Source organism: Pararoseomonas baculiformis, assembly GCF_017813395.1.
GTDB lineage: Bacteria > Pseudomonadota > Alphaproteobacteria > Acetobacterales > Acetobacteraceae > Roseomonas > Roseomonas baculiformis.
In genome coordinates this window covers 377,310-402,582 of sequence record NZ_JAGIZB010000001.1, presented here as the reverse complement: position 1 = coordinate 402,582, position 25,273 = coordinate 377,310, and the positions used below count along the sequence as shown (strand labels likewise).

Here is a 25,273-nt window from a genome sequence, read left to right as displayed (position 1 = left end):
GGGGCGGCTTCGTCCCGCAGCGCAGCTTCCGCAGTGCAGCATGCAAAAATCTCGCCGGGTTCATTCCCGTGCGGACAACGGCACGCTAAATGCGGCGGTCCTGGCGCCCAGGAATGAGTTGGACAGCGGGAGATTGACGATGGACGACGCGCGCCGCACCGGATCCGGGGATTCCCGCACCGCCCGCATCACCCGTGAGGAAGCGCTGGCGCTCCACGCCGAGGGCAAGCCCGGCAAGCTGGAGATACGCCTCACCAAGCCGCTCGCCACGGCGCGCGACCTGTCCCTCGCCTACTCGCCAGGCGTGGCCGAGCCCTGCCTGGAAATCCACCGGGACCCGTCGCTCGCCTATGACTACACGGCCAAGGGCAACATGGTGGCCGTGATCTCCAACGGCACGGCGGTGCTCGGCCTCGGCGATCTCGGCGCGGTGGCCGGCAAGCCGGTGATGGAGGGGAAGGCGGCGCTGTTCAAGCGCTTCGCCGACGTGGATTCCATCGACCTCTGCGTCGATGCCTATGACGTGGACGAGTTCGTGAACTGCGTCCGCTTTCTCGGCCCCTCCTTCGGCGGCATCAACCTGGAGGACATCAAGGCCCCAGAATGCTTCGTGATCGAGCAGCGCCTGCGCGAGATCATGGACATCCCGGTCTTCCATGACGACCAGCACGGCACGGCGATCGTCGCCGCGGCGGGGCTCATCAATGCCTGCCATCTCACAGGCCGCGACCTGAAGACCACGAAGCTTGTCATCAACGGCGCGGGCTCGGCCGCCATCGCCTGCGCCGAGCTGCTGCGCGCCATGGGGATGCGGCCGCAGAACATCATCATGTGCGACACCAAGGGCGTGCTCTACCGCGGCCGGGTGGAGGGCATGAACCAGTGGAAATCCGCCCATGCCGCGGAGACCGAGGTCCGCACCCTGACCGAGGCGCTGCGCGGTGCGGACGCCTTCTTCGGCCTTTCGAAGAAAGGCGCGGTGACGCAGGAGATGGTGAAGGCGATGGCGGACCAGCCCATCATCTTCGCCATGGCCAACCCGGACCCGGAGATCACCCCGGACGAGGCGAAGGCCGCGCGCCCGGACTGCATCGTGGCCACCGGGCGCTCCGACTACCCGAACCAGGTGAACAACGTCCTCGGCTTTCCCTTCATCTTCCGCGGGGCGCTGGATGTGCGCGCCACCACCATCAACGAGGCGATGAAGATCGCGGCCGCCGAGGCGCTGGCGATGCTGGCGCGGGAGGACGTGCCGGAGGAGGTGGCGGGGGCCGGCGGTGGCGCCGGGCTGCGCTTCGGCCCCGAATACATCATCCCCCATGCCTTCGACCCGCGGCTGATCTCCCGCGTGTCTCCCGCCGTGGCGAAGGCGGCGATGGAAAGCGGCGTCGCCCGCAAGCCGATGACCGACCTGCAGCAATATGCCCGGTCGCTCGCGCAGAAGCTGGACGCGGCCGGCGGCGCGCTGGAGGCGATCACCGAGCGCGTGCGCCAGAACCCGCGCCGCGTCGTCTTCGCCGAGGGCGAGGAGGAGAAGACGATCCGCGCCGCGATCGCCTTCCGCAACGCCGGCTATGGCACGCCCATCCTGGTCGGTCGCGAGGACCGGATCACGGCGACGGTGGCCGCGCTCGGCGTGCCGCTGCCGGATGGCATCGAGCTCCACAACGCCGCGCGGTCCGACAGCAACCGGCGCTATGCGGAATACCTCTATGCCCGGAAGCAGCGCGAGGGCTTCCTGTTCCGCGATGCGCAGCGCGCGGTGAACCTGGACCGCAACATCTTCGCCGCCTGCATGGTGGCGATGGGCGATGCGGATGCGATGATCACCGGCACCACCCGCTCCTACGCGGCCAGCCTGAAGCAGATCAGCCTGGCCATCGACCCGGCCCCGGCATCGGATGGCGGCAAGGGCGTGCTCTTCGGGCTGACGATGCTGCTGACCCGCCGCGTGGGCACGGTGCTGCTGGCCGATACCGCCATCCATGAGCGCCCGGATCCCGAGACCCTGGCCGAAATCGCGGTGCAATCCGCCGCCCAGGCCCGCCGCCTCGGCCTGGAGCCGCGCGTGGCCTTCCTCTCCTTCTCCAGTTTCGGGGACCCGCGCGGCAGCGTGATCCCCAAGACGGTGCGGGACGCGGTGGAGCTGCTGGATGCGCGCGGTGATGTGGGCTTCGAGTATGAGGGCGAGATGGCGGCCGATGTCGCGCTCGACCCCAGCCTGCAAAGCCTCTACCCGTTCTGCCGCCTCACCGGCCCGGCCAATGTGCTTGTCATGCCGGGGCTGCACGCGGCCCATATACTGTCCAAGGCCATCCCCCGCCTGACCAGCGCCCCCGCCATCGGGCCGCTGCTCATGGGGCTTTCCAAGCCGGCGCAGATCCTCTCGATCGCGGCCGGGGTGAACAACATCCTGGATATGGCCTGCCTCGCGGCCCATGACTCTTTGGTGAAGTAGCGCTTTCGGCACAGGGGGAGGAGGGAACTCCTCCTCCCCCGTCGCCTCAAGCTGCGCCTACTGCCGCCGGAGTACCAATTCCGCGCCCCGGCGCTGCTCGGCGGTGAGGGAGGCATAGTAGTCGGCCACTTGGACGACCTTGGCGGCCTCCTCGTCGATCCCGGGGCGGCGCCGCTTCCATGCCGCCTCTATCGCGTCATAGGCGGTTGATTGGTCCTCAATGGCCTTGGTGAACGCATCCGCCGAAGACATGCTACCGACGAACTGCGCAATCAGCGTGCCCACCGTGAGCACCGCGCCCGCTATGCGCTGCCCGTGCCCAATGCGCCAAGCAACTGCGCGCCCTGCACCCCGAAGGCGCGCCTTCTCCGCCGCCTGAGTATCGCGGTCGTTCTGCCTCACCCACGCGCCGGCGGTTTTGGTTTGGGAGCCGACCCGCTCCTCGGACCTCCACCGCCTCAGCCAATTTGGTCATCAAGGCAGCGGCAGCATGGGCCCCAGCGGTCATCTGACTCTCGAAGCGGGACCGGAAGACGGCTTCGGTCACTTGGCTCACAATCGCCATCCGCCCTCCCTCCTGTGCTGTCCGCAGGTTTGCCCTGTGCGTCGGAGGATTCCAGGATGAACGCTTCCTAGGGAGGCTCCGCCGTGCGCTACGCCGTTCTTCTCACTCTGTTAAGCCTTGCAGCATGCGCGACGGCCAATATCGAACAGTCCACTCGGAACGAAATAGCTGTAATCACAAGTGCCCCGGAAGGGCGCATCAACTGGACCGCAAGCGTCCGGGTGCGGCCGCAGCAAGTTCTTGTTCCGTCTCGAGCGGATGGACAGGAAGAATTCTGCTCCACTAGCCCGGTGCTGTTCCAGCACAACGGACGCCCGCAGCCGCTCTGCTTCCGTGATACCAAGAACAATAGCCGCTTCAATCAGGCCTTCTTCCCTTGGCAGGGCCGGCGGGGAAGCGAGCTCACCGTCGATATCCCGTACATGCTGCAACCGTTTCCCTGCGTGTCCTGTCGCCCTCCAGCGGTTGATCTGACCCGAGTGAGTAGCCCGCAAGTTCTTGCCGAACACTCGATCGCCCCGCCAGAGCTCAGACCCTTCGTTCAGCTCGCACTCAGCGGCTCGCCCGACGTGGACGCCGCTATCGCTCGCTCAACGCGGGCCGATCCTGCGCGGACGAAGGCCATCGTGGACTTGGCTACCAGGGAAGTCCGGGATCGCCGGGCTGTGGCGATCTGCAGTTCGCAGAACCCCGGCGGAGGCGCCGCAATGCTCGGGCTCATAGGCGCCATTGCGACGATCGCTGGCAGCCGTTCAGAGGAAGCCTGCATGGACGAGTATCTTCGCACAGGCGTCATGCCGATCCCGCCGGCACCACCGCCTGAGATGCCGCCTATGTAGATTTGCGCTGGCCTTGACCGAAATGACCAGTGCCGGGCTGTCCACCGGCTTCCCGGCCCGGCGTGCGGTCTTCCTCTCTCCGGGACCCTCGAAGGCGGTGCCTTCGACCCATTATGTCTCTGCGTGTTGGAGCGGTTCGGCTGGCTCTGTGCCCCCGATCCATGAACGGAGGCACCTGCAGGGCAGGATCGGGAATCAGGGAACCTCTGTTCCACCGTATCCGTGCCAGCCCGACGGGATTCCAAAAGCCTCAAGTCCACTCCTGGAACCGCCGGGACCGCCGGGTCAGCGGCCCTTCTCGATGATGAAGCCGATCGAGGTGGAGACCAGCCCCTGGATCGAAAGCCGCAGATGCGGCGCTTCCGGAATGGCCAGGGGTGAATCATTGCCCGGATAGGGCGGCAGGTCCACGAACTGGTCCAGGATGCCCGTGCCGGTGTCGTAGTCCATCGGCAGCATGCGGTGCCCTGCCTGGGCCAGGCGCGTGCCCAGTTCCTCGATATGGTGGCGCTGGAAGAGGACGGTGACGCCTTCCTCAAGGGTGGGGCCGGTCGGGCTCATGTTGAACTCGGTGGTGTGCACCGCCACCCCGCCGGGGCGCAGGCACTTCATGGATTCCACCACGAAGTCGAGGCCCTGCCGGATGGAGCCGCAATGCTCCAGCGAGCAGATGGACCAGAGGAAGTCGAAGCCCCCGTGCAGGTCCTCGGGGATGGTGTTCATGTCCACGGCGCGCATGGAGACGCGCTCGTTGAAGGTGTCGAGGTCGATCAGCCCAGGCTTGAAGATGGTTTCCACCCGGCCGCCATGCTGGTCGGTCTCGATCCAGTTCCGGGCGCGCAGGTCGTTGGCATCGATATCGGTCGCCAGGATTTCGGCGCCCCGCGCGGCCAGGAAGCTCGGCAGCCATTCCGCGCCCACCGCGAAGCCCAGGCCCCGGCGCCCCGGGGCCATCATGCCGCGCTCATGCAACGCCTGCAGCGCGTAGCAATCCTCCCAGACCTTGCGGTGGTACATGGGGATAAAGCCGATCTGCCCGCACCAGTGGCGGAGCCAGTGGCTCTCGATATCCTCCTGCCGGCAGAGCCGGCCGCCGAAGCCGGTTTCCACAGGCTCGGGGGGCAGGGGAGCCAGGTGGCCGGCCAGCCCGGCCTCGTAGAGGCGGCTGGCGAGGGCGGAGCCCATCACCTTCGTGTTCCAGCCCGCCAGCTCCGCGTTGCGCTCGGCGGCGCGGGAGGCGAGCTCGAGCGATTGCAGCTTGCCCAGGATGTGAAAGGGCGAGGTGCGTCGCAGGCCGCGCGCCACGGAACGGAAGCGACTGAGCAAGGGCGTCTGGTTCCCAAGGTGGTTGAGCCGCCACGCAACGGGGGCGGGGCGGGCCGATACGCTACCTAACGGGCTGCCCGGCGCGTGGCCACCCCGGGGCGCGGCCCCGGCGGATCACGCTCCGCACAGGTGTTTCGTTCAGCTGTCCAGCCGGATGCCCAGTTCCCGGATCAGCGGGCGCCATTCCGTATTCTCCCGCTGCACGAAGGCGGCGAACTCGGCCGGGGAGTAGTTGGCCCGCTCGATCCCCAGCGTGGTGAAGCGCGCCTGGATTTCGTCGGACGCAATGGCGCGCGCCAGCTCCGCCGAAAGCCGCGCGATCACCGGTGCCGGCGTGCCGGCGGGCACGGATACGCCCTGCCAGCCATAGGCGATGGCATTGGCATGGCCGAGCTCCCGCGTCGTCGGCACATCCGGGCTGGTGGGGGAGCGTGCCTCGCTCAGCACGCAGAGGGCGCGCACCTTTCCGTCCCGGATGAAGGCGGTGCCGGTGGCGCAATCGATCATCACGCTGTCCACCGTGCCGGCCAGCAGGTCCTGCATGGCTGCCGGGCCGCCGCGATAGGGCACATGCGTCGCGTCGAATCCCGCGCGGCGCTTGAACATCTCCATGGCCAGGTGGTGCGGGGAGGCGACGGCGGGCGAGCCATAGGTCGGCGCCCGCGTCCTGGAGGCGGCGATATAGCCGGCCAGGTCGGTGATCGGGCTGTCCGCCCGCACCACAAGGAAGAGCGGGAAACGGCCGATGAAGCCCACCCCGGCCAGGTCCTTGTCCGGGTCATAGGGCAGGCGCGCATAGAGGGCGGGGTTGTAGACGAGGATGCCGTTGTCGACATGAAGCAGCGTGTAGCCATCGGCGGGCGCGCGGGCGACGGCTTCGCTTGCCACCACGGCGCCGCCGCCGGGGCGGTTTTCCACCACCACATTCTGCCCGAGCCGCGGGCCGACCTGCCCCGCGATCATCCGCCCGAAAAGGTCCGAGGCGCCGCCCGGCGGATAGCCGATCACCAGGCGCAGCGGACGCTCCGGCCAATTGCCCTGCGCACCCGCCAGGGAGGGGGTGAAGGAGGCGGCGCCAAGGCCTAGGGCCCCGCGCGCGAGGCCGCGTCGCGTCAGCATTCGGTGATTTCCCCAATGGATCGGTCCCCCATCATGGGGCAGGGACCCCGCCGCGCCAATCACGGGCAAGGCGGCGTTTCGCGCCCTGGCCATGGCGGCCTCCCGGCCCGGCATCAGGGCAGGGGCAGGATGGCCCGCAGGATGAGCAGCCAGACCGGCAGGGTGGCCACGGCCAGCAGATGCTGGAGCGTGGTCATGGCCGCCATGATGGGCGCGTCGCCGCCCATCATCCGCGCCATCACATAGGCGGTGGAGGCGGTGGGCAGCGCCATGAAGAGGGTGGCGATCGCCGTGGGCAGCGCGTCCAGCCCGAACAGGGTGCAGAAGGCGAGGGTCAGTGCCGGCATGGCCAGCAGCTTCCAGGCGGCGGTGGCGCCCTGCAGCGTGATCCTGTCCCGAACGGATTCCGCGCCCAGGGCGGCCCCCACCGCCAGCAGGCCCAGCGCGACCGATGCCTGGCCGAGGATGCGGGCCAGCGGCGCCACCCCCGGGGGCAGCCCACCCAGGGCCGAGATGGCGAAGCCCGCGGCGCAGCCGATGATGAGCGGGTTCAGCGCCATCTGGCGCAGCATGGCCAGGGGCCTGGGCCGTGCCCGCCCACCGCCCATGGCGAAGACGAAGGTGATGATGACCTGCACGCAGGGAACGATCAGCCCGGTGGCCACCGCCGCCAGCCCGTTCCCCGCCATGCCGAACACCGCCCCTGCGATGGCGAAGCCCAGCAGGTTGTTGAAGCGAATCCCGGCCTGCAGCACGGAGGTGGCGGCCGGGTGCGCCTGGCCGAACCCCCGGGCCAGCAGCAGCGAGGCCCCGGTGCCGATGAGCAGGGTGATCCAGAGGGCCGCCGCCATCCCGCCCACGGGCAGGCTGCCGAGATCCACCGCGCTGATCGAGGAGGCGAGCAGACAGGGCAGCAGGACCCAGAAGACCAGCTTCTCGATCCCCGCCCAGACCGCATCCTCCCGCAGCAGCCGCCGCTTCAGGAAGGCGCCGAGCGCGATCATCCCGAAGGCGGGCAGGAAGGCGTCCAGCCAGGGGCCCATTGGGGTTAGGTCTGGTCCTCGGCCGGTGCGGAGCGGGCCAGACCGCCAAAGGCGTCCAGCAGCCGGCCACGCCACGCATGAATGGGGTCATCCGGCGTCAGCACGGGAAAGGCGGAGACGCAGCGCGCCCATTGCAGCGGCCCGAAGACGATGTAGTCCGCCGCGCCTGCCGTGAGGCCGGAGAGCCAGGGCCGCTCGCGCAGCACCATGCGCAGCGGGTGAAGGTCGCGCCGGAAGGCCTCCACGGCGCGGTCCCGGTCCGCGGTCAGTTCGGAAAGCGGCTTGCCGAAGCGGGCCTCCCGCGTGCGGATGAAATACTCCGCATCCGCGGGCGCCAGATGGGCCGGGATGTCGGAGACGATCAGGCGTACCAGGCCCGGCATCATCACCGCGTCGGACCAGGTGTTCACGAAGCGGGCCAGGGCGCGCCCGCCTTCGCCGCCGAACAGGCTGGGTGCGCCGGGCCAGTGGTCCTCAAGATATTCGAGGATCCTCCAGCTCTCATGCACCATCTGATCCCCGTGGCGCAGCACGGGCACCTTGTCCGTGCCCGCATCGGCGATGGCGTCCTTCTCGGTGAAGCGCCAGGGGCGCGTCTCGTGCGGGATGCCCTTATGGGCGAGCGCCATGCGCACCCGCCAGCAATAGGGGGAGAAGCGGCGGCTCGGATCGGCGCCGCAGAGGTCATGGAGGATCACGGCCATGGCACCTATGCTGCGCCCGGAATCACGCGGGGGGAAGCGCATGGGTGCGGATGGGTTGCTGGCGCTCGACCAGGGCACGACCTCGACCCGGGCCATCCTGTTCGATGCGGCACTGCATCCGCGCGCGGCGCATCAGGTGGAACTGCCCCAGCACTTCCCCGCGCCCGGCCGGGTGGAGCATGCGGCGGAGGACCTGGTGGCCCATTCCATCGCCTGCCTGCGCGGCGCGATGGAGCGGGGCGGGGCGGAGGCGGCGGGGATCGCCGGAATCGGAATCACCAACCAGCGCGAGACGACCTTGGTCTGGGACCGGGCCACGGGCCGCGCGGTGCACCGCGCCATCGTCTGGCAGGACCGGCGCAGCGCCGGGATCTGCGAGCGCCTGCGGGCCGAGGGGCTGGAGACACTGCTGACCGAGCGCACCGGGCTGCTGGCCGATCCGTATTTCTCCGCCACAAAGCTGATCTGGATGCTGGAGGAGATTCCGGGGCTGCGGGCCCGCGCGGAACGGGGAGAGCTGGCCTTCGGCACGGTGGACAGCTTCCTGCTCTGGCACCTCACCGGCGGGCGCGTGCATGCGACCGAGGCCACCAATGCCGCCCGCACCATGCTCTACGACATTCGCCGGGGCGAGTGGGACGAGGAGATCCTGCGGGCCCTGGACATCCCCCGTGCCCTGCTGCCGGAGCTGCGGGATTGCGCGGCGGAGTTCGGCACGACCGATCCCGCGCTGTTCGGCGCCGCCATTCCGATCCGCGGCATGGCGGGGGACCAGCAGGCGGCCACGCTGGGCCAGGCCTGCTTCCGGCCCGGCATGGCGAAATCCACCTATGGCACCGGCTGCTTCATGCTGCTGAACACGGGCGATACGCCCGTGCGCTCCAGCCACCGGCTGCTCACCACCGTGGCCTGGCAGATCGGCGGGGCCCGCACCTATGCGCTGGAAGGGGCGATCTTCGTCGCCGGCGCCGCCGTGCAATGGCTGCGGGACGGGCTGGGCATCATCCACAGCGCCGCCGAGGCCGGGGAGCTGGCCGCCCGCGCCGACCCGGATTCGGGAGTGGTGATGGTGCCCGCCTTCACCGGGCTGGGCGCGCCGCACTGGGATGCCGGGGCCCGCGGCGCGATCCTGGGCCTCACCCGCGGGGCAGGCGCCGCCGAGATCGCCCGTGCCGCGCTGGAAAGCGTGGCCTGGCAGACCCGCGACCTGCTGGACGCCATGCGCGCGGACTGGCCCGGCATGGGCGAGACCGTGCTGCGCGTGGATGGCGGCATGACCGCCAGCGACTGGACGATGCGCTTCCTGGCGGATGCGCTGCAATGCCCGGTGGACGTGCCGGCCGTGGCCGAGACCACGGCGCTGGGCGCTGCCTATCTGGCGGGCCTCCAGGCCGGGCTCCTGCCGCCGCCCGGCGACAACGCCACCCATTGGCGCCGCCGCGTGCGCTTCGAGCCGGACATGCCGGCGGTGGAGGCGAATCGGCGGCACGAGGCCTGGCGCGCGGCGGTGGGACGCGTTCTGGGCTGATCGCGCATTCCGGGGGGAAGCACCGCTTCCACCCGGACCCTGGCGGGCCCCTCAGATCCCCTTGGCGTTCAGATACACCGCGTAGAGCGACCTTGCCCCGGTGATGAAGAGCCGGTTCTTCTTCACCCCGCCGAAGCAGAGATTGGCCGCGCGCTCCGGCAGGTCGATATGGCCGATCGGGGCGCCCGCCTTGTTGAACACGCGCACGCCATCCTGCTCGGCATTGCCCATGCCCCAGCCGCACCAGAGATTGCCGTCCTCATCCACGCGGAAGCCGTCCGGCGTGCCGCCGGGCTCGGCGGTGATGAAGTCGCGGCGCTTGGAAAGGCGGCCGTTTCCGTCCACGTCATAGGCGAGGATCTTGCGCGGATTGGTGCGGCTCTCGACGATGTAGAGAATGGCTTCGTCCGGGCTGAAAGCCAGGCCATTCGGGCCCTCGATACCGTCGGCCGCCAGCTCGATCGTGCCGCGCGCGGGATCCACGCGATAGACGTTCTGCGGCAGTTCCTGCTCGGCGCGCTCGCCCTCGTTGTCGCTCAGGATGCCGAAGGCGGGGTCGGTGAACCAGATCGTGCCGTCGGACTTCACCACGAGGTCGTTGGGGGAGTTGAGGCGCTTGCCTTCGAAGCGGTCGGCGATCGTGGTGATGCGGCCGTCATGCTCGGTGCGGGTGACGCGGCGCGTCAGGTGCTCGCAGGTGACGAGCCGCCCCTCGCGGTCCCGGTAGTTGCCGTTCGCATTGTTCGACGGAGAACGGAAGATGGTGGTGGCGCCGCTCGCCTCGTCATAGCGCAGCATGCGGTCGCCCGGCACGTCGGACCAGATGAGGCAGCGGTGGTCGCCGAACCACACCGGGCCTTCGCCCCAACGCGTGCCGCCGGCCAGCTTCTGCACGGGGCCGTTCATCAGGCGGTAACGGGCGAAGGAAGGATCGAGATCCCGCAGCCGCGGGTCAGGATAGCGGGCGGAGGGAACCCAGGGAGCCTCGTTGTCATGGGGAGAATGCGGCGGCGGGATGTCCATGCTGCGAAGGCTGGTCTGTCGCGCAACCTCCCGCAAGCCCCTCACGTTGCAGAGCCACGAGACATCATGGAGACAAGGCGATGCGTGGTATCCTGCTGTGGCTCATCGGCATTCCCATCCCCATCATCATCCTGCTCTGGCTGTTCGGCGTTCTGGGCTGACGCCGCGCCGCAGGAATCGGCAGCCGCGGGGCGCCCGCCCGACAGGCGGCACCCTCGCGCCGTGAAGAATGGAAGCTGCTCCGGCCATCCGGGGCAGCTTTTCATTTGGCGTTGGCGCCGGCCGGTCCGGGCCGGTGGGGTGCGGCTGCCCGGAAAACGTCCGGCAGGCCCGCCCCGGAACTTCGTTCGCTTCGGAACACTGGCTGGTACGCACGGAATCCCGATGACAGGGGGAATACCGCCCCCCGGTCTTTTCGGGTTCATTGGAGGGCATCATGGACGCCCCCGCCCGCACCATCCCGCAAAGCCCCCGCGCCGAGGCCACGCGCCAGCGCATCCTGGATGCCGCGCTGACGGAATTCGCCACCCATGGCCTGGCCGGGGCGCGGGTGGACGAGATCGCGGCGCGGGCCGGTGCCAACAAGCGGATGCTCTACGCCTATTTCGGCAACAAGGAGGATCTGTGGGTGGCGGTGCTGGAAACCGCCTATGCGCATAAGCGCACCGAGGAAAGGGCGCTGCAGGTGCATGACCTGCCGCCCGCCGAGGCCATGGCCCGGCTGGTGCGCTTCAACCTGCGCTACACTGCCCGCCACCCGGAATTCGTGGCCCTGCTGAACCAGGAGAACCTGCACCGCGCCGCCTACCTTGCGCGGAGCGAGAGCGTGCCCGCCCTTTATTCCCCGCTTCTGGAAACGCTGCGCGAGGTGCTGCGGCGCGGTGCGGCCGAAGGAGTGTTCCGGCAGGGCGTGGATCCCATGCAGGCCTATATCACCGTGGTTTCCCTTGGCCACTTCTACATATCGAACATGCATACCCTCTCCGCGATCTTCGGGGCGGGGCTGGACGCGGAGGCGGCGATCGAGGCGCGGGAGGCGCATTCGGTGGAGGTGGTGCTCGGCTGGCTTCGCCCTTGACTTCACCAACCCGGCCGCGCTTAGGTAACCGCGCAGTTACCTAAACGATGTCCGGGGAGGATCGCGCGAATGGCGCAGCGGCGTATCGGCCTGATCATGCATGGCGTGACCGGCCGGATGGGAATGAACCAGCACCTCATCCGCTCCATCGCGGCCATCCGGAAGGAAGGAGGCGTTGCCCTGCCGAACGGGGACCGGATCATGCCGGACCCGGTGATCGTCGGCCGCAACAAGGAAAAGCTGGAGGCGCTGGCCAAGGCGCATGGCATCGACCGGGTGAGCACCGACCTGGAGGCCTGCCTGGCCAATCCGGACGACACGATCTTCTTCGACGCCGCCACCACGCAGATGCGGGCCGAGCTGATCCGGAAGGCGATCGGCGCCGGCAAGCACATCTATTGCGAGAAGCCGACCGCCGAGAACCTGGAGGACGCGTTGGAGCTGGTGCGCGTGGCCAAGGCCGCCGGCATCAAGCATGGCGTGGTTCAGGACAAGCTGTTCCTGCCCGGGCTGCGCAAGATGAAAATGGTGATCGACAGCGGCTTCCTCGGGAAGATCCTGAGTGTGCGCGGCGAGTTCGGCTACTGGGTCTTCGAGGGCGACCTACAGCCCACCCAGCGCCCGAGCTGGAACTACAAGAAGAACGAGGGCGGCGGCATCATCCTCGATATGCTCTGCCACTGGCGCTACGTGCTGGACAACACCTTCGGAGAGACGAAGTCCGTCTCCTGCCTTGGCGCCACGCATATCCCTGTCCGCTACGACGAGCAGGGCAAGCCCTACAATGCCGATACGGATGACGCGGCCTACGCCACCTTCGAACTGGAAGGCGGCATCGTCGCGCAGATCAACTCCTCCTGGACCACGCGTGTCAGGCGCGACGACCTCGTCACCTTCCATGTGGACGGCACGCATGGTTCCGCCGTCTGCGGCCTGACGGATTGCTGGACGCAGAGCCGCGTGAACACGCCCAAGCCGGTGTGGAACCCGGATGTGCCGCAGACCATCAACTTCTTCGAGGGCTGGCAGAAGGTGCCGGACACCCAGCCCTATCCGAACGGCTTCCGCGTCCAGTGGGAGGAGTTCCTGAAATATGTGGTGGGCGAGCGCGCCGACTATCCCTGGGACCTGATGGCCGGCGCCAAGGGCGTGCAGCTGGCCGAGGCCGGGCTGAAGTCCTGGGCGGAGCGCCGCTGGATCGACCTTCCGAAGCTGGAGGCCTGACATGGCCACCATCACCCTGCCCACCGCATCGGGCGCGCTGGAGAGCTACACCACCGGCGCCCCCGGCAAGTTCGCCGTGGCGAAGCCGCCCTATCCGCGCATCGCCTATGCCGCCGCGCATGTGGTGGCCGATCCGCTGGCCGAGCACGACCCCTGGCTGGATGTGAGGATCGACTGGGACCGCACCATCGCCTTCCGCCGCCATCTCTGGTCGCTCGGCCTGGGCGTGGCGGAAGCGATGGACACGGCGCAGCGCGGCATGGGGCTGGACTGGAACGGGGCGCAGGAGCTGATCCGGCGCTCCCTGGACGCCGCGAAGGACTTTCCCAACGCCTTCATGGCCAGCGGCGCCGGCACGGACCACCTGGCACCCGGCCCTGACGTGACGGTGGACGACGTCATCCGCGCCTATGAGGAGCAGTGCGAGGCGGTGGAGGGAATGGGCGGCCGCATCATCCTCATGGCCTCCCGCGCGCTGGCCAAGGCCGCCAGCTCGCCGGAGGACTATGTGCGGGTCTATGACCGCGTGCTCTCCGGCGTGAAGGAACCGGTGATCATCCACTGGCTCGGGGAGATGTTCGACCCGGCGCTGGAGGGCTACTGGGGCCACCAGGATCACATGAAGGCCATGGAGGTGGCGCTGGAGGTCATCGCCAGCCATGCCGACAAGGTCGATGGCGTGAAGATCTCGTTGCTGGACGACCAGAAGGAAGTCTCCATGCGGCGCCGCCTGCCCAAGGGCGTGCGCATGTACACGGGCGACGACTTCAACTACGCCGAGCTGATCGCGGGCGATGCCGAAGGGCATTCGGACGCTCTGCTCGGCATTTTCGATCCGATCGCCCCGGCGGTGGGCGGGGCGCTGGCGGCACTCTCGCGCAACGACCTCTCCACCTTCCACGAGATCCTGGCGCCGACGGTTCCGCTCTCCCGCCACATCTTCAAGGCGCCCACGCGCTTCTACAAGACGGGCGTGGTGTTCATGGCCTGGCTGAACGGGCACCAGGACCATTTCGTGATGGTGGGCGGGCAGCAATCCACACGCTCCATCCAGCACTTCGCCGAGCTGTTCCGGCTGGCCGACAAGGCGGGGCTGCTCTCCGATCCGGACCGGGCGGTGACGCGGATGAAGGCGCTGCTGGCCGTGCACGGGGTGGCATGATGGGCGCCCCGGGTCCCCTCAGCCTCAACACCGTCACGGTGAAGGAGCGCTGGGGACTGCGCGAATGCATCGAGGGATGCGCGCGCCACGGCATCCCCGGCATTTCCCCCTGGCGCGACGTGCTGCAGGCCATGGGCGTGCAGCAGGCGGCGCGCGCCATCCGGGATGCGGGGCTTTCCGTGTCCGGTCTCTGCCGCGGCGGCATGTTCCCGGCCGCGGATGAAGCCGGGCGTGCAGCCGCGATCGATGACAACCGCCGCGCCATCGAGGAAGCCCATGCGATCGGCGCCGCCTGCCTGGTCATGGTCTGTGGCGGGCTGCCGCCGGGATCGAAGGATCTGGAAGGCGCCCGCGCCATGGTGCGGGATGGGCTCCACGCCATCATGGCGGATGCGCGCGCGGCCGGCGTGACCATCGCGCTGGAGCCGCTGCATCCCATGACCTGCGCGGATCGCAGCGTGCTCTCCACCACTGCCCAGGCGCTCGATCTCTGCGACGAGTTGGGCGAGGGCAGCGGGGTGGCGCTGGATGTCTATCATGTCTGGTGGGATCCGGCGCTGCGGGAGCAGGTCGCGCGCGCGGGCGGGCGTATCGCGGCGTTCCATGTCTGCGACTGGCTCGTTCCCACCACCGACACGGTTTTTGATCGTGGGCTGCCGGGCGAGGGCGCGATCGACATTCCCGGCATCCGCGCGATGGTCGAAGCTCAGGGATATCGCGGCCATACGGAGGTGGAGATCCTTTCCCGCCGCTGGTGGGCCGCCGATCCGGATGAGGTGCTGCAGGAGATCAAGCGGAGACACGCCACCGCCTGCTGACACCGGATGAAGAACACGGAGGGAAACACAAGAATGAACATGAACCGACGCTCGCTTCTCGGCGGCGCCGTGGCCCTGGCCGCGGCGCCCGCCGCCGTTCCTGCTTTCGCGCAGGGCTGGACGCCCACGCGGCCGATCCGCTTCGTCATACCCTTCGCGGCCGGCGGCGCCACGGATGTGGTGGCGCGCGTGCTGGCCGAACGCATGGGCGAACGGCTTGGCCAGCCTATCGTCGTCGAGAACCGTGCGGGCTCCGGCGGCAATATCGGGGTGGAGAACGTGGTGCGTTCCCCCGCCGATGGAACCGTGATCCTGATGGGCACCACGGGCACGCTGACCATCAACCAGCATCTCTATGGCAGCATGGGCTTCGACCCCGTGAAGGATCTCGCGCCTGTCGGCATGGCCTTCGCCACCGATCATGTGCTGATCGTGAGCGACAAGGTGCCGGCCCGCACGGCGCAGGAATTCCTGAGCTGGCTGCGTGAGAACCCGGGCAAGGCGAGCTTCGGCTCGGCGGGCTCCGGTTCCTCCACCCATATGGTCGCGGAGCTGTTCCGCGCCGCGGCGAAGGTGGATGTGACGCATGTGCCCTATCGCGGCAGCGCCCCGGCGTTGAACGACCTGGTGGCGGGCAATGTGCAGTTCATGCTGGACCAGCTTCCCTCCGCCATCGGGCAGATCCAGGGCGGGCGCGTGCGGGCCCTGGCCACCACCGGGCCGCGCCGCACCTCCCAGCTGCCGGATGTGCCCACTATGAAGGAGATCGGCCTTCCGGACGCGGAGGCGACCTCCTGGGGCGCGGTGATGGCGCCCGCCGGCACGCCCGCCCCGGTGGTCGCGCGGCTGAACGCCGTGCTGAACGAGGCGCTGGCCGATCCGAAGATCCAGGAGCGCCTGAAGGCCGCCGGTGCGGATGCCGTCTCCTCCTCCCCGGAGGAGCTGCAGCGGAAGATAGCGCAGGAGGTGGAGACCTGGGGCCGCGTGGTGCGGGACGCCAGGATCACGGTGAACTAGCGCCTATCGCGCATATCCCCCGATCGCGCGCCGGACGGCATCCTCCCGCCCGGCGCGCGTCACCTCCCAGAGCGGATTGTCCACGGCCAGGCGCTGCCCGCCATCGCGCTGCACGGGCCGGATCAGCGCCGTGCCATGCCCGCGCGAATCCGCGCCGAACAGGTTCAGCGGCACGCGCAGATAGATGCCCTTGTCGAAGGATCCCTCGCCGAAGCGCGCGAAGGGAACATTGGTGAAGGTGGCGAAGCCGCCCACCTCGATGCCGCTGTCGAAGCGGCGCCCGATCTCAACCGTGCCGCCCCAATCCCCCGCCAGATAGCGCCCGGCGCGCAGGATGCCGTAGAGATTCCAGACGGGCAGTTCCGCGTAGAGCGAGACATGCCCCGTGGCCACGCCATAGCCGCGGAAGCCGAACAGCCCATCCGTCGCCCGCTGCTGCACGAGGTTCAGGTCCAGGCCGAGGGCGAAGCCGCGATCCACCGGGCGCCACAGCAGCTCGGAGGAGACGCCGCCGAACATCGGCTCCAGCAGCCCCGCCGTGGCACGGGCGAAGACATCCGGCGCGAGATTCCAGACCCGCTCGCCATAGAGGCCCGGGATCGAGGTCTTCCCGTCCCGCGCATAGGCGGCATAGTCGCTCCGCACGCGCGGCAGCACGCTGTCCGAGGGAAGGCCGCGCTCCAGATTGCCGAACAGCGCCTGCTGCACTGCACCGGCGGCGCTGAAGCCCTCCCCGAAATCCACCCGCCCGCCCAGCGCCACCGCGCCCTGGTAGCGCAGAGTGCGGGAGGGATCGCCGAGCTGCAGGTTCAGCCGGGGCTCCAGCAGCCATTCCGCATGGGGGCCGGGCTCGGTGAAGGCATCGGGCGGCAGCGGGCCGCGCGCGGGGAACAGGGTGGTGGCGCCCCAGGCTTCCTCCACGCTGCCCCAGGGCGTGGCCACTGCCTCCAGCGCGCGGCGCGGCACCATCAGGGCGCCCATCTCCGCCCCGGCCTGCCACCAGGAAAGGCGGATCGCCTCCACCTCCGGCGGCAGGATGCCGTTCACCGCCCGCATCACGCGGGAGGAGAGCTGGGGCAGGCCGCGGAAGCCGCCATCGGCCACGGCGATCCGCGCCTCCGCCCCGCGCTCCTCATAGGCCAGCGGGCGCAGGCCAGCCCCCCGCAACGCGGCGAAGGCGGCCCGTGCACGCTCATCGGGATCGCCGCCGCCGCGCCGGGCGGGCATGGGTGGCAGGGGCCGCAGGGGCGGGGCGGAAGGCGGATTCGCCGGATCCATGCGCAACGAGAGCCGGGCGAGCAGATCCGTGCCATGCACGAAGCCGATGGAGGCATCGATGTGCTCGCCGGACCATTGCAGCCCGAGATTCACCGGGCTGCGCGCCCGCCCCAGCAGGGGGCCGCGCCGCGCGGGGTAGCCGCCGCGCTCGTCCCGCAGCGCATCGCCGGACCACTCGATCCTGGCGCGCAGCCCGTCCAGCGCGCCCCAGGGCGTGTCCATGGAAGGCACCGCGTATTCGGCCCCGCCGAAAACGGCCACCTCTTCGCCCCGGAAGAAGTCCGCGCGCAGCGTGCCGCCGCTTCCCACCTCACGCGGGCGGGTCCGGAACGCGTCCGAGAGGTGGGTGAGCGGGTTCGCGAAGTCGCCCCGCGTGCCCAACCTGCCGAAGCCGAGGCCCAGCGAGACGTCCAGCGGCCCCCAGCGGCGCGATGCCACCAGGTACTCGCCCGCGTGGATTCCCGTGCCGATCACGTCCTGCAGCCCGATGGCCAGGGCAGGGGTCCAGCGCCCTTCCTCCAGCAGCCGCAGCTTCAGATCCAGGGCGCGGTCGGTCGTGCTGCCGCGGCCCGCGGTGGCGTTCAGGCGCTCGGTCAGGCGGAAGGTGGTTTCCAGGAAGGGCAGGGGCTGGAAATTGACGAACCAGAACCGGCGCTGCCGGCGCCATGTGCCGCCCGCCTCCAGCGTCCCATCCTCGCGGAAGCGGGCGTTGCGGGTTTCCAGCAGCCCGATCCCGCCAAAATCGCCCCCCGTGGCCGGCACCTCCTCCGCATGCCCAGGCGAGGCAAGGAGCAGCAACAGGGCGAGCCACGCGGCGCGCTTCATGGCAGGGCAGGGTAACTCACGATTTCGTGAGGTTATTGGGCACGGCTTCCCGCGAAAGGCAAGCCGTCCGCCCACGCTTTTCCCGCGGGATGGACACCGGCCAGGACCGATCCCAGGATCGCGCCATGACCTTCTCGCTTCTCGGGCGCTGCGCGCGTACCGGCCAGATCGGCGCGGCCGGCGCCACCTCGGATATTGGGGTCGGGGCGCGGATCCAGCATATCGCGGCCGGGGTGGGAGCGGTGCTGACCCAGCACCGCACCGATCCACGGCTGGGGCCGCGCGGCGTGGCGCTGTTGCGCAGCGGGTGCGGGGCGGCGGAAACGGTCGCGGCCCTGGTGGCCTCCACCCCGCATGAAGGATGGCGCCAGCTGGCCGCGCTGGATGCGCGGGGCCGCACCGCGCATCACCATGGCGCGCGGGTGAAGGCGGAGCGTGCCGATGCCCATGGCCGGGATTGCGTTGCCATCGGCAACATCCTCTCCAGCACCGCCGTGCCCGCCGCCATGGTGCGCGCCTTCGAGGCCGATCCGGATGCGCCGCTGGGTGACCGGCTGGTCGCCGCCCTGCGCGCGGGTGAGGAGGCGGGTGGCGAGCATGGCCCGGTGATCTCGGCCGTGCTGGAGCTGCATGGGGAGCACGACTTCGCCCTGGCCGACCTGCGCGTGGATCGCGCCGCCGATCCTATCGGCGAGCTGGCGGGGCTATGGCGCGACTACGCGCCCAAGATCGACGAATTCGTGCTGCGCGCCACTGATCCGGATCAGGCACGGGGCGGCGCCGCCGGTTCCGTCACGCTGGCCCGGCACGCCAGGTAAGGCGCCGCGCCCGACGGGGAAGGAGGAGGCATGGCGCGGGATATCGCCCGTGCGCCGATGGATGGCGCCATCACCGATGTTCCGGGCATCCGCGTCGGCCATTTCACCGAGACGCGCCGCCCGACCGGCTGCACCGTGGTCCTGGCAGAGGAAGGGGCCACGGCCGGGGTGGATGTGCGCGGCGCGGCGCCGGGCACGCGAGAGACGGATCTGCTCGATCCCGCGAACCTCGTCGACAAGGTGCATGCGGTCCTGCTCTCCGGCGGCTCCGCCTTCGGGCTGGATGCGGCGGGCGGCGTGATGCGCTGGCTGGAGGAGAGGGGGATCGGCTTCCAGGCAGGCCCGGCCTGCGTGCCCATCGTACCGGCGGCCGTGCTGTTCGACCTGTCCCTGGGCGATCATCGCATCCGCCCCGATGCGGCCGCCGGCTACGCCGCCTGCGAGGCGGCCTCGGCGATGCCGCCCGCCATGGGCAGCGTGGGCGCAGGCACGGGCGCCACCGTGGGCAAGCTCTTCGGCCAGGAGCGCGCGATGAAGGGCGGGATCGGCACGGCATCAATGAGGATCGGCGGCATCACACTCGGGGCGATCGTGGCAGTGAACGCGGTGGGCGACGTCCTGGATCCCGATACGGGGGAGATCGTGGCCGGCGCGCGGGACCCGGAAGGACGCCGGCCCATCGGCGCCATGGCCGGCGTCCTGCGCGGGGAGCTGCCGCCTCGCATGCAGCCGGGCATGGCCACGACCATCGGCGTGGTGGCGACCGATGCCGTGCTGACCAAGGCGCAATGCCGGCGCCTGGCCGGCGCGGCGCATGACGGGCTGGCCCGCAGCATCGACCCGATCCACACCCTGCATGATGGCGACACCCTCTTCGCCCTGGCGACGGGAAGGAGCGGGGTGCCGGGAAACATGATGGCCCTGGGCGCCATCGTGCCGCATGTGGTCGCGGCGGCGGTGCTGCGCGGCGTGCGCGCCGCACGTGGCATGGAGCCCGGCCCGCCCGCCGCATCGGAACTCGGATAGGGAAGGGGCGGAAAGCCCTTCCCCTTGGCCATGCGTGACGCCGTTCCGCGGCCCGGCGCGCCCTGTCAGCCCACGACGGATCCCGGATCGCAATTCCCCCCGCAGACCAGCACGCCAACCCGCGCCCCTTCCGGCGGCACCCATGCGCCCGAGAGCAGCGCGGCCAGGGCGGTGGCGCCGCCGGGCTCCGCCACCGCGCGGCAGGCGGTCCAGAGGCGTTGCTGTGCCTCGCGGATTGCCGCGTCCGGAACCAGCACGGCATCGCGGATCACATCGCGTGCGATCGGGTACATCAGCGACCCGACGCGGCGTGCGCCAAGGCTGTCCGCCGCCAGGCCGCCCACGGGCGCGTCCACCGGCCCGCCCGCGCGCAGGGCGTCGTGCAGGGTGGGGCAGCCCTCCGGCTCCACGGCCACCACCCGCATGGCCGTGCCGGCGAACCAGGCGGAGATGCCGCCGATCAGCCCGCCGCCGCCCACCGCCACCAGCAGATGGGTCAGGCCCGGCGAATCGGCCTCGAACTCGCGCCCCACCGTCCCCTGCCCGGCGAGGACCTCCTCCTGATCATAGGCATGGACGGAGACGGCCCCGGTTTCCGCGCGGCGTGCCTCGCTGGCGGCGAAGGCCTCGGCATAGGTGGCGCCACCCTGCACCACCACCGCGCCGGCCTCGCGGATCCGCGCCACCTTCGATGGGGCGGAGATGGCGGGAACATAGATCTCGGCCCGGATGCCCAGCGCACCCGCGGCATGCGCCACCGCTGCGCCGTGATTGCCGCCCGAGGCAGCGATCACGCCCGCCTCGCCCGCACGGGACTGGAGCAGGGCGTTGAAGGCGCCGCGCGCCTTGAAGGAACCGCTGACCTGCATCTGCTCGAGCTTCAGCACCACGTCGCAGGGCGTGCCGAGCGCCTGGACGGGCAGCTGCAGCACGGGCGTGTGCCGGATATGGGGCGCGATGCGGCGGGCGGCTTCTTCGATATGCGGGCGCGTGATCATGCCGCCGGGATGAGCCAGCGAGGCGCGCCTGTCCATGCCCGCCGCGGTCCTGTTTTAAAGACGTGTTCTCACGAAAACGACGCGCCGGACTCTCCCCGCTTCCGCCCCCGCCCGATTTCTGCCACGTTCGGCCGCCTGTCGGGGGTGTCACGATCCAGCCATGCTGCAACACGGCAGTTGTGCCGAACGGGACGGCGCGGGGGTTCTTCTGCTCGGACCGCCGGGCGCCGGGAAGTCCGACCTCCTCCTCCGCCTTACGGGGGAGGGATGGCGGCTCGTGGCCGATGACCAGGTTCTGCTCCGCCGTGAGGGGGAGGCGCTGCGCGCCACGGCCCCTTCCGCGCTGCGCGGCATGATCGAGTTGCGCGGGATCGGCCTCATGGCCGGGCTGGAAGCCGCGGAGGACGCGCCGCTGGTGCTCGCAGTGGATTGCGTCGCGCGGGAAGAGGTGCCCCGCCTGCCCGTGCCGGCTCGTTTCGAGGCGCTGGGCCATGCCCTGCCGCGCATCGCGCTGCACGCGCCCGATGCCTCCGCTCCCCGCAAGCTCGCCCTGGCGCTGGACGCCCTTGCCGGCCGCATCACCTGCCACGCCGGCGCGCTGGAGCGCGCGCCCTGAGCGCCCCGTTCGCCTCGTCGCCCGCGCCGCGCGCGGTGCTCGTGGTCACCGGGCTTTCGGGCGCCGGCAAGTCCTCCGTGCTGCGTGTGCTGGAGGATCTGGGGCACGAGACCGTGGACAACCCGCCGCTTGCCATGCTGGGCGAGCTGATGGCGGGCCCTGGGGGCGGCCCGCTCGCGATCGGCATGGATACGCGCACGCGCGGCTTCGACGCCCATGTGCTGCTGTCCGGGCTGGACGCGTTGCGTGCCCGCGGCGGCGCCGCGCCGGAACTGATCTTCGTGGATGCCTCCGAGGAGGTGCTGCTGCGCCGCTACTCCGAGACGCGCCGCCGCCATCCCCTGGCCCCGGCGGGGGTGCCGGGCGCCGGGGTCGGCGATGGCATCGCGCGGGAGGAGGCGGCCCTGGCCCCGCTGCGCGCGGCGGCGGACTGGGTGATCGACACCTCCGGCCTGCCCCTGCCCGAGCTGCGCCGGATGATCGAGCGCCGCTACGGCCCGGCCGGGCTTGCCGGCCTCTCCGTGACGGTTCAGTCCTTTGGCTACCCGCAAGGCCTGCCGCGGGAGGCGGATCTGGTGCTGGACCTGCGCTTCCTGCGGAACCCGCATTACGACCCGCAGCTCCGCCCCATGACAGGGCGGGACGCCCCGGTGGCCGCCTATATCGAGGAGGATCCCGAGTGGGGCCCATTCTGGGGGCGCATGACGGCGCTGCTGGACCCGCTCTTGCCGGCCTATGAGGCGGGCGGCAAGAAGTACCTGACCGTGGCGCTTGGCTGCACGGGCGGGAAGCATCGCTCCGTCCTGGCTGCCGAGCGCCTGGCCCGGCATTTCGCCCGGAGCGGCTGGCCCGTGGAGCTGCTGCACCGGGAGCTCGGCCTTCGTGAGGCCTTTCACGGCGCCCGACTCAAACCGGCCGCCGCCGCACCCCATATCAGCCCCTGAGCATGACCGAAACAATGCCGGCCGCCCCGCAGGCGGCCCAGACCACCCCCCCTGACAGCCAAATGGCCCAGCCCCGCCCTGCGCGGGCGGCTACTCCGGATCACCGATGATCGGATTCGTCATCGTCACCCATGGGCGCCTGGCCGAGGAACTCCGCCTCGCCATGGAGCATGTCATGGGGCCCCAGAAGCATGTCTCGACGATCTGCATCGGCCCCGAGGATGACCTGGAGGGCCGGCGCGGGGATATCCGTGAGGCCGTGGCCGAGGTGGACCAGGGAGACGGGGTGGTGGTGCTGACCGACATGTTCGGCGGCACCCCCTCCAACCTCGCCGCTTCCATCAAGACCTGCGCGCCCGAGAATTGCTGCGGCCGGCAGGTGGAGGTGGTGGCGGGGGTGAACCTGCCGCTGCTGGTGAAGCTGGCACGTTTGCGGGGGACCGAGCCGCTGGCGGAAGCCGTCAGCCATGCGGTGAATGCGGGGCGGAAATACATGGCCACCGCCGGCGAGCTGCGCGGAGACGGCACCGCGAACGGGGGAGCGAAGCGATGAGCGAGAATACCGCGCCGGCCACCATGGCAGAGAAGCGGGAGGGCGCCCCCATGCCGCTGCGAAAGAGCATCCTGATCCGCAACCAGCGCGGCCTGCATGCCCGCGCCGCCGCGAAGCTGGTGACCCTGGCCGAGAAGCACTGCTCCGCCCTGAGCGTGACCCATGACGGCCAGACCGTGCCCGCCTGCTCGATCATGGGACTGATGATGCTGGGGGCCGGCAAGGGCTCCACCGTCATCCTCGAGGCCGAGGGATGGGATGCGCGCGAGGCGCTGGACGAAGTGGCTGCCCTCATCGAGGCTGGGTTCCACGAGGATTGAGAATGGCCGCCCCGGGTCCTGGCCCGGGGAGGAAGTCGGAATTCGAGGCAGTCACCCGACCCAGCGGCAGGGCTGAGAACCCGCCCAGGCGGTCGGCAGGAGCAGATTGATGAAGACGGAGGCGCCCGGCACACCCCGCGCCGCGGACGGCAAGCAGGCCGAGACGCGCAAGACGGGACGCCGCGCGCGCGAGCTGGTGATCAAGGGGATCCCCATCTCCTCCGGCGTCGCCATCGGGCCGGTCTTCGACACGGATGCGGCGCCGGCCGCGGCGCCGCGCCGCAACATCACCGCCGGCCAGGTGGAGGCCGAGCGCGCCCGCCTGGCGGAAGCCGTCTCCGCCTCCCGCAAGCAGGTGGGCAAGCTGAAGGCCCGCCTCGCCATCCTGCCCGAGGAAGCGCAGGAGGAGCTGGAGCCGCTGCTGGACGCCTATGTGATGATGCTGGGCGAGAGCCGGCTGATCCGCGGCGCCCGCAAGCGCATCGAGGCCGAGCTGCTTTCGGCGGAAACCGCTGTGCAGGATGAGGCGGAGGCGATCGCCAATGCCATCCTGGCCGCCAAGGACGATGACAAGGCCGGGCTGCGCCGCCGCGCGGGCGAGGTGCATGAGATCGCGCGGCGGCTGACGCGCAACCTGACGGAGTCCGGCTTCCGCTCCTTCAAGGACGTGCCCGAGGGCTCGATCCTGATCGCGGAGGAGCTGACGCCGGCGGATGCGGCGCTGCTCGATCCCTCCCGCATCGCCGGTGTGGCGACGGAGGAGGGCGGGGCGGATGGCCACACGGCCATCATGCTGCGCGCCCTGGGCATTCCCAGCGTGCTCGGCCTGCCCGGCCTGACCAATGCCACGGCGCGCGGTGACGAGGCCGTGCTGGATGGCGGGGCCGGCACCATCGTGATCCGCCCGGGCCGGGAGGCGCTGGCCACGGGGCGGGAGGCGATCGCCGCCTATGCGAAGGAGCGCACCCGCCTCGGCAAGCTGCGCCGCCTGCCCTCGGTCACGACCGATGGGGAGGAGATGGAGCTCCAGGCCAATCTGGAGATTCCAGCGGAGCTGCCCCTGATCGCCCAGGCCGGCGCCCAGGGCATCGGGCTGCTGCGCACCGAGTTCCTCTTTATGAACCGTAAGGGCCTGCCCGACGAGGAAGCCCATTACGAGGCGTACCGCCAGATCGTGGAGGGCACGGATGGCGCGGGCGTGACCATCCGCGTGCTGGACTGGGGCGGCGAGAAGGACATGGAGGCGCTGGCCGAAGGGGTGGAACCCTTCCATGCCGGCCCGAATCCCGCGCTGGGCCTGCGCGGCATCCGCATGCTGCTGCGCCGGCCGGAGCTGCTGGAGGTGCAGTTCGCCGCCATCCTGCGCGTGGCCGCCCTAGGACCGGTGCGGGTTCTCCTGCCGATGGTCACCATCCCCGAGGAGGTGCGCGAGGCGCGGGAGATCTATGAGCGCGTGGTCAAGCGCGTGCGCCGCCGCGGCGTGACCCTGCCCGAGAAGCTGCCGGTGCTGGGCGCGATGATCGAGACGCCCGGAGCCGCCCTGGCGGCCGATGCCATCGCGCTGGAGGCGGATTTCTTCGCCATCGGCACCAATGACCTGGCCATGTACACCCTGGCGGTGGACCGGGCGGAGGTGGAGGTTTCCCACCTCTATGACCCGCTGCATCCCGCCGTGCTGCGCCTGATCCAGTTCGCTACCGAGGCCGCGCTGCGGCTGCGGATGCCGGTTTCGGTCTGCGGGGAGATGGCGGGCAATCCCCGGCTGGTGCCGCTGCTCATGGGCCTCGGCCTGCGCAGCCTTTCCATGAATGCCAGCGCCATCCCGCGGGTGAAGCAGATGGTGCGCGCGCTCAACATCGATGACTGCGCCCGCTTCGCCCGGCGGGTGATGGAGCAGAGCGACCCCAAGCGGATCCAGGAACTGGTGATGGGGTTCGTTCCGGGAGAGCGGAGCACGTAGCGGGCACATAAAGATATCTTGATATCATTTG

23 protein-coding genes are annotated in these 25,273 nt (G+C 70.1%); 15 read left to right on the top strand and 8 right to left on the bottom strand.

The features are described from left to right. The first annotated feature begins 139 nt into the window (after window positions 1–139). Window positions 140–2,458: an NADP-dependent malic enzyme gene (locus tag J8J14_RS01805; RefSeq protein ID WP_209377678.1), complete on the top strand. Its 2,319-nt coding sequence runs from the start codon at window positions 140–142 to the stop codon at window positions 2,456–2,458. 57 nt (window positions 2,459–2,515) lie between these two features. Here the strand turns inward: J8J14_RS01805 and J8J14_RS01800 are convergent, their stop codons facing one another. Then, window positions 2,516–2,860: a hypothetical protein gene (locus J8J14_RS01800; protein WP_209377677.1), complete on the bottom strand. Its 345-nt coding sequence runs from the start codon at window positions 2,858–2,860 to the stop codon at window positions 2,516–2,518. A gap of 246 nt (window positions 2,861–3,106) precedes the next feature. On the opposite strand from J8J14_RS01800, the gene J8J14_RS01795 reads away from it, so the two are divergent. After that, window positions 3,107–3,862 (top strand): hypothetical protein, encoded by a 756-nt coding sequence (locus J8J14_RS01795; RefSeq protein ID WP_209377676.1) that lies wholly within the window; start codon window positions 3,107–3,109, stop codon window positions 3,860–3,862. 285 nt (window positions 3,863–4,147) lie between these two features. Here J8J14_RS01795 and J8J14_RS01790 read toward each other — a convergent pair whose 3' ends face one another. The 4 genes from J8J14_RS01790 to J8J14_RS01775 all read right to left on the bottom strand — a co-directional run bounded on the left by J8J14_RS01790 (window position 4,148) and on the right by J8J14_RS01775 (window position 8,054). After that, window positions 4,148–5,188: a class I SAM-dependent methyltransferase gene (locus tag J8J14_RS01790; protein WP_245215247.1), complete on the bottom strand. Its 1,041-nt coding sequence runs from the start codon at window positions 5,186–5,188 to the stop codon at window positions 4,148–4,150. Between the two features lie 138 nt (window positions 5,189–5,326). Then, window positions 5,327–6,307: a Bug family tripartite tricarboxylate transporter substrate binding protein gene (locus tag J8J14_RS01785; protein WP_209377675.1), complete on the bottom strand. Its 981-nt coding sequence runs from the start codon at window positions 6,305–6,307 to the stop codon at window positions 5,327–5,329. A gap of 113 nt (window positions 6,308–6,420) precedes the next feature. Next, window positions 6,421–7,350 (bottom strand): AEC family transporter, encoded by a 930-nt coding sequence (locus tag J8J14_RS01780; RefSeq protein ID WP_209377674.1) that lies wholly within the window; start codon window positions 7,348–7,350, stop codon window positions 6,421–6,423. Between the two features lie 5 nt (window positions 7,351–7,355). Further along, window positions 7,356–8,054 carry a glutathione S-transferase family protein gene (locus J8J14_RS01775; protein ID WP_209377673.1) on the bottom strand — a complete coding sequence of 233 codons (699 nt, stop codon included), beginning with the start codon at window positions 8,052–8,054 and terminating at the stop codon, window positions 7,356–7,358. Between J8J14_RS01775 and glpK the strand changes: the two genes are divergently transcribed. Next, entirely contained in the window at window positions 8,053–9,582 is a 1,530-nt protein-coding gene (gene glpK, locus J8J14_RS01770) for a glycerol kinase GlpK (RefSeq protein ID WP_245215246.1), read from the top strand. The two genes, J8J14_RS01775 and glpK, sit on opposite strands and share 2 nt — an antisense overlap. 51 nt (window positions 9,583–9,633) lie before the next feature. Here glpK and J8J14_RS01765 read toward each other — a convergent pair whose 3' ends face one another. Continuing rightward, window positions 9,634–10,605 carry an SMP-30/gluconolactonase/LRE family protein gene (locus J8J14_RS01765; RefSeq protein WP_209377672.1) on the bottom strand — a complete coding sequence of 324 codons (972 nt, stop codon included), beginning with the start codon at window positions 10,603–10,605 and terminating at the stop codon, window positions 9,634–9,636. A gap of 436 nt (window positions 10,606–11,041) precedes the next feature. On the opposite strand from J8J14_RS01765, the gene J8J14_RS01760 reads away from it, so the two are divergent. The 5 genes from J8J14_RS01760 (at window position 11,042) to J8J14_RS01740 (ending at window position 15,904) form a co-directional block, all read left to right on the top strand. Next, a complete protein-coding gene (locus tag J8J14_RS01760) occupies window positions 11,042–11,683 on the top strand; it encodes a TetR family transcriptional regulator (RefSeq protein WP_209377671.1) in 642 nt (213 codons plus the stop codon). Window positions 11,684–11,752: 69 nt separating this feature from the next. After that, window positions 11,753–12,907 carry a Gfo/Idh/MocA family protein gene (locus tag J8J14_RS01755; protein ID WP_209377670.1) on the top strand — a complete coding sequence of 385 codons (1,155 nt, stop codon included), beginning with the start codon at window positions 11,753–11,755 and terminating at the stop codon, window positions 12,905–12,907. Window position 12,908: 1 nt separating this feature from the next. After that, window positions 12,909–14,069: a dihydrodipicolinate synthase family protein gene (locus J8J14_RS01750; protein ID WP_209377669.1), complete on the top strand. Its 1,161-nt coding sequence runs from the start codon at window positions 12,909–12,911 to the stop codon at window positions 14,067–14,069. Beyond that, window positions 14,066–14,887 carry a sugar phosphate isomerase/epimerase family protein gene (locus tag J8J14_RS01745; protein ID WP_245215245.1) on the top strand — a complete coding sequence of 274 codons (822 nt, stop codon included), beginning with the start codon at window positions 14,066–14,068 and terminating at the stop codon, window positions 14,885–14,887. Before J8J14_RS01750 ends, J8J14_RS01745 begins: the two co-directional genes overlap by 4 nt. Before the next feature lie 33 nt (window positions 14,888–14,920). Then, window positions 14,921–15,904 (top strand): Bug family tripartite tricarboxylate transporter substrate binding protein, encoded by a 984-nt coding sequence (locus J8J14_RS01740; RefSeq protein WP_209377668.1) that lies wholly within the window; start codon window positions 14,921–14,923, stop codon window positions 15,902–15,904. A 3-nt stretch (window positions 15,905–15,907) separates the two neighbouring features. Here the strand turns inward: J8J14_RS01740 and J8J14_RS01735 are convergent, their stop codons facing one another. After that, window positions 15,908–18,007: a YjbH domain-containing protein gene (locus tag J8J14_RS01735; protein ID WP_209377667.1), complete on the bottom strand. Its 2,100-nt coding sequence runs from the start codon at window positions 18,005–18,007 to the stop codon at window positions 15,908–15,910. 125 nt (window positions 18,008–18,132) lie between these two features. Between J8J14_RS01735 and J8J14_RS01730 the strand changes: the two genes are divergently transcribed. After that, entirely contained in the window at window positions 18,133–18,825 is a 693-nt protein-coding gene (locus J8J14_RS01730) for a DUF1028 domain-containing protein (protein ID WP_209377666.1), read from the top strand. A 30-nt stretch (window positions 18,826–18,855) separates the two neighbouring features. Beyond that, a complete protein-coding gene (locus tag J8J14_RS01725) occupies window positions 18,856–19,851 on the top strand; it encodes a P1 family peptidase (protein WP_209377665.1) in 996 nt (331 codons plus the stop codon). 65 nt (window positions 19,852–19,916) lie between these two features. Here the strand turns inward: J8J14_RS01725 and J8J14_RS01720 are convergent, their stop codons facing one another. After that, window positions 19,917–20,885, bottom strand: a complete 969-nt coding sequence (locus J8J14_RS01720; protein WP_245215244.1) for a threonine/serine dehydratase — start codon at window positions 20,883–20,885, stop codon at window positions 19,917–19,919. 124 nt (window positions 20,886–21,009) lie between these two features. Between J8J14_RS01720 and J8J14_RS01715 the strand changes: the two genes are divergently transcribed. The 5 genes from J8J14_RS01715 to ptsP all read left to right on the top strand — a co-directional run bounded on the left by J8J14_RS01715 (window position 21,010) and on the right by ptsP (window position 25,242). Then, complete coding sequence (locus tag J8J14_RS01715) at window positions 21,010–21,465, top strand: HPr kinase/phosphorylase (protein WP_209377664.1); 456 nt, start codon at window positions 21,010–21,012, stop codon at window positions 21,463–21,465. 35 nt (window positions 21,466–21,500) lie between these two features. Then, entirely contained in the window at window positions 21,501–22,409 is a 909-nt protein-coding gene (gene rapZ / locus J8J14_RS01710) for an RNase adapter RapZ (protein ID WP_342452363.1), read from the top strand. A gap of 106 nt (window positions 22,410–22,515) precedes the next feature. Beyond that, window positions 22,516–22,962, top strand: coding sequence for a PTS sugar transporter subunit IIA (locus J8J14_RS01705; RefSeq protein ID WP_209377663.1), 447 nt, complete (start codon window positions 22,516–22,518; stop codon window positions 22,960–22,962). Beyond that, on the top strand, window positions 22,959–23,282 hold the full coding sequence (locus J8J14_RS01700) for an HPr family phosphocarrier protein (RefSeq protein ID WP_245215243.1): 324 nt from the start codon (window positions 22,959–22,961) through the stop codon (window positions 23,280–23,282). Before J8J14_RS01705 ends, J8J14_RS01700 begins: the two co-directional genes overlap by 4 nt. Before the next feature lie 109 nt (window positions 23,283–23,391). After that, window positions 23,392–25,242: a phosphoenolpyruvate--protein phosphotransferase gene (ptsP, locus tag J8J14_RS01695; RefSeq protein WP_209377662.1), complete on the top strand. Its 1,851-nt coding sequence runs from the start codon at window positions 23,392–23,394 to the stop codon at window positions 25,240–25,242. Window positions 25,243–25,273: the final 31 nt, after the last annotated feature.

Excerpts from the sequence above, each read along its gene's own strand:
- J8J14_RS01745 (WP_245215245.1), top strand. The coding sequence starts at position 14,066 with ATGATGGGCGCCCCGGGTCCCCTCAGCCTCAACACCGTCACGGTGAAG.
- J8J14_RS01720 (WP_245215244.1), bottom strand. The coding sequence starts at position 20,885 with ATGGACAGGCGCGCCTCGCTGGCTCATCCCGGCGGCATGATCACGCGC.
- J8J14_RS01730 (WP_209377666.1), top strand. The coding sequence starts at position 18,133 with ATGACCTTCTCGCTTCTCGGGCGCTGCGCGCGTACCGGCCAGATCGGC.
- J8J14_RS01735 (WP_209377667.1), bottom strand. The coding sequence starts at position 18,007 with ATGAAGCGCGCCGCGTGGCTCGCCCTGTTGCTGCTCCTTGCCTCGCCT.
- J8J14_RS01715 (WP_209377664.1), top strand. The coding sequence starts at position 21,010 with ATGCTGCAACACGGCAGTTGTGCCGAACGGGACGGCGCGGGGGTTCTT.
- J8J14_RS01760 (WP_209377671.1), top strand. The coding sequence starts at position 11,042 with ATGGACGCCCCCGCCCGCACCATCCCGCAAAGCCCCCGCGCCGAGGCC.
- ptsP (WP_209377662.1), top strand. The coding sequence starts at position 23,392 with ATGAAGACGGAGGCGCCCGGCACACCCCGCGCCGCGGACGGCAAGCAG.
- J8J14_RS01755 (WP_209377670.1), top strand. The coding sequence starts at position 11,753 with ATGGCGCAGCGGCGTATCGGCCTGATCATGCATGGCGTGACCGGCCGG.
- J8J14_RS01705 (WP_209377663.1), top strand. The coding sequence starts at position 22,516 with ATGATCGGATTCGTCATCGTCACCCATGGGCGCCTGGCCGAGGAACTC.
- J8J14_RS01805 (WP_209377678.1), top strand. The coding sequence starts at position 140 with ATGGACGACGCGCGCCGCACCGGATCCGGGGATTCCCGCACCGCCCGC.
- J8J14_RS01725 (WP_209377665.1), top strand. The coding sequence starts at position 18,856 with ATGGCGCGGGATATCGCCCGTGCGCCGATGGATGGCGCCATCACCGAT.
- glpK (WP_245215246.1), top strand. The coding sequence starts at position 8,053 with ATGGCACCTATGCTGCGCCCGGAATCACGCGGGGGGAAGCGCATGGGT.
- J8J14_RS01780 (WP_209377674.1), bottom strand. The coding sequence starts at position 7,350 with ATGGGCCCCTGGCTGGACGCCTTCCTGCCCGCCTTCGGGATGATCGCG.
- J8J14_RS01700 (WP_245215243.1), top strand. The coding sequence starts at position 22,959 with ATGAGCGAGAATACCGCGCCGGCCACCATGGCAGAGAAGCGGGAGGGC.
- J8J14_RS01775 (WP_209377673.1), bottom strand. The coding sequence starts at position 8,054 with ATGGCCGTGATCCTCCATGACCTCTGCGGCGCCGATCCGAGCCGCCGC.
- J8J14_RS01785 (WP_209377675.1), bottom strand. The coding sequence starts at position 6,307 with ATGCTGACGCGACGCGGCCTCGCGCGCGGGGCCCTAGGCCTTGGCGCC.
- J8J14_RS01750 (WP_209377669.1), top strand. The coding sequence starts at position 12,909 with ATGGCCACCATCACCCTGCCCACCGCATCGGGCGCGCTGGAGAGCTAC.
- J8J14_RS01740 (WP_209377668.1), top strand. The coding sequence starts at position 14,921 with ATGAACATGAACCGACGCTCGCTTCTCGGCGGCGCCGTGGCCCTGGCC.
- J8J14_RS01765 (WP_209377672.1), bottom strand. The coding sequence starts at position 10,605 with ATGGACATCCCGCCGCCGCATTCTCCCCATGACAACGAGGCTCCCTGG.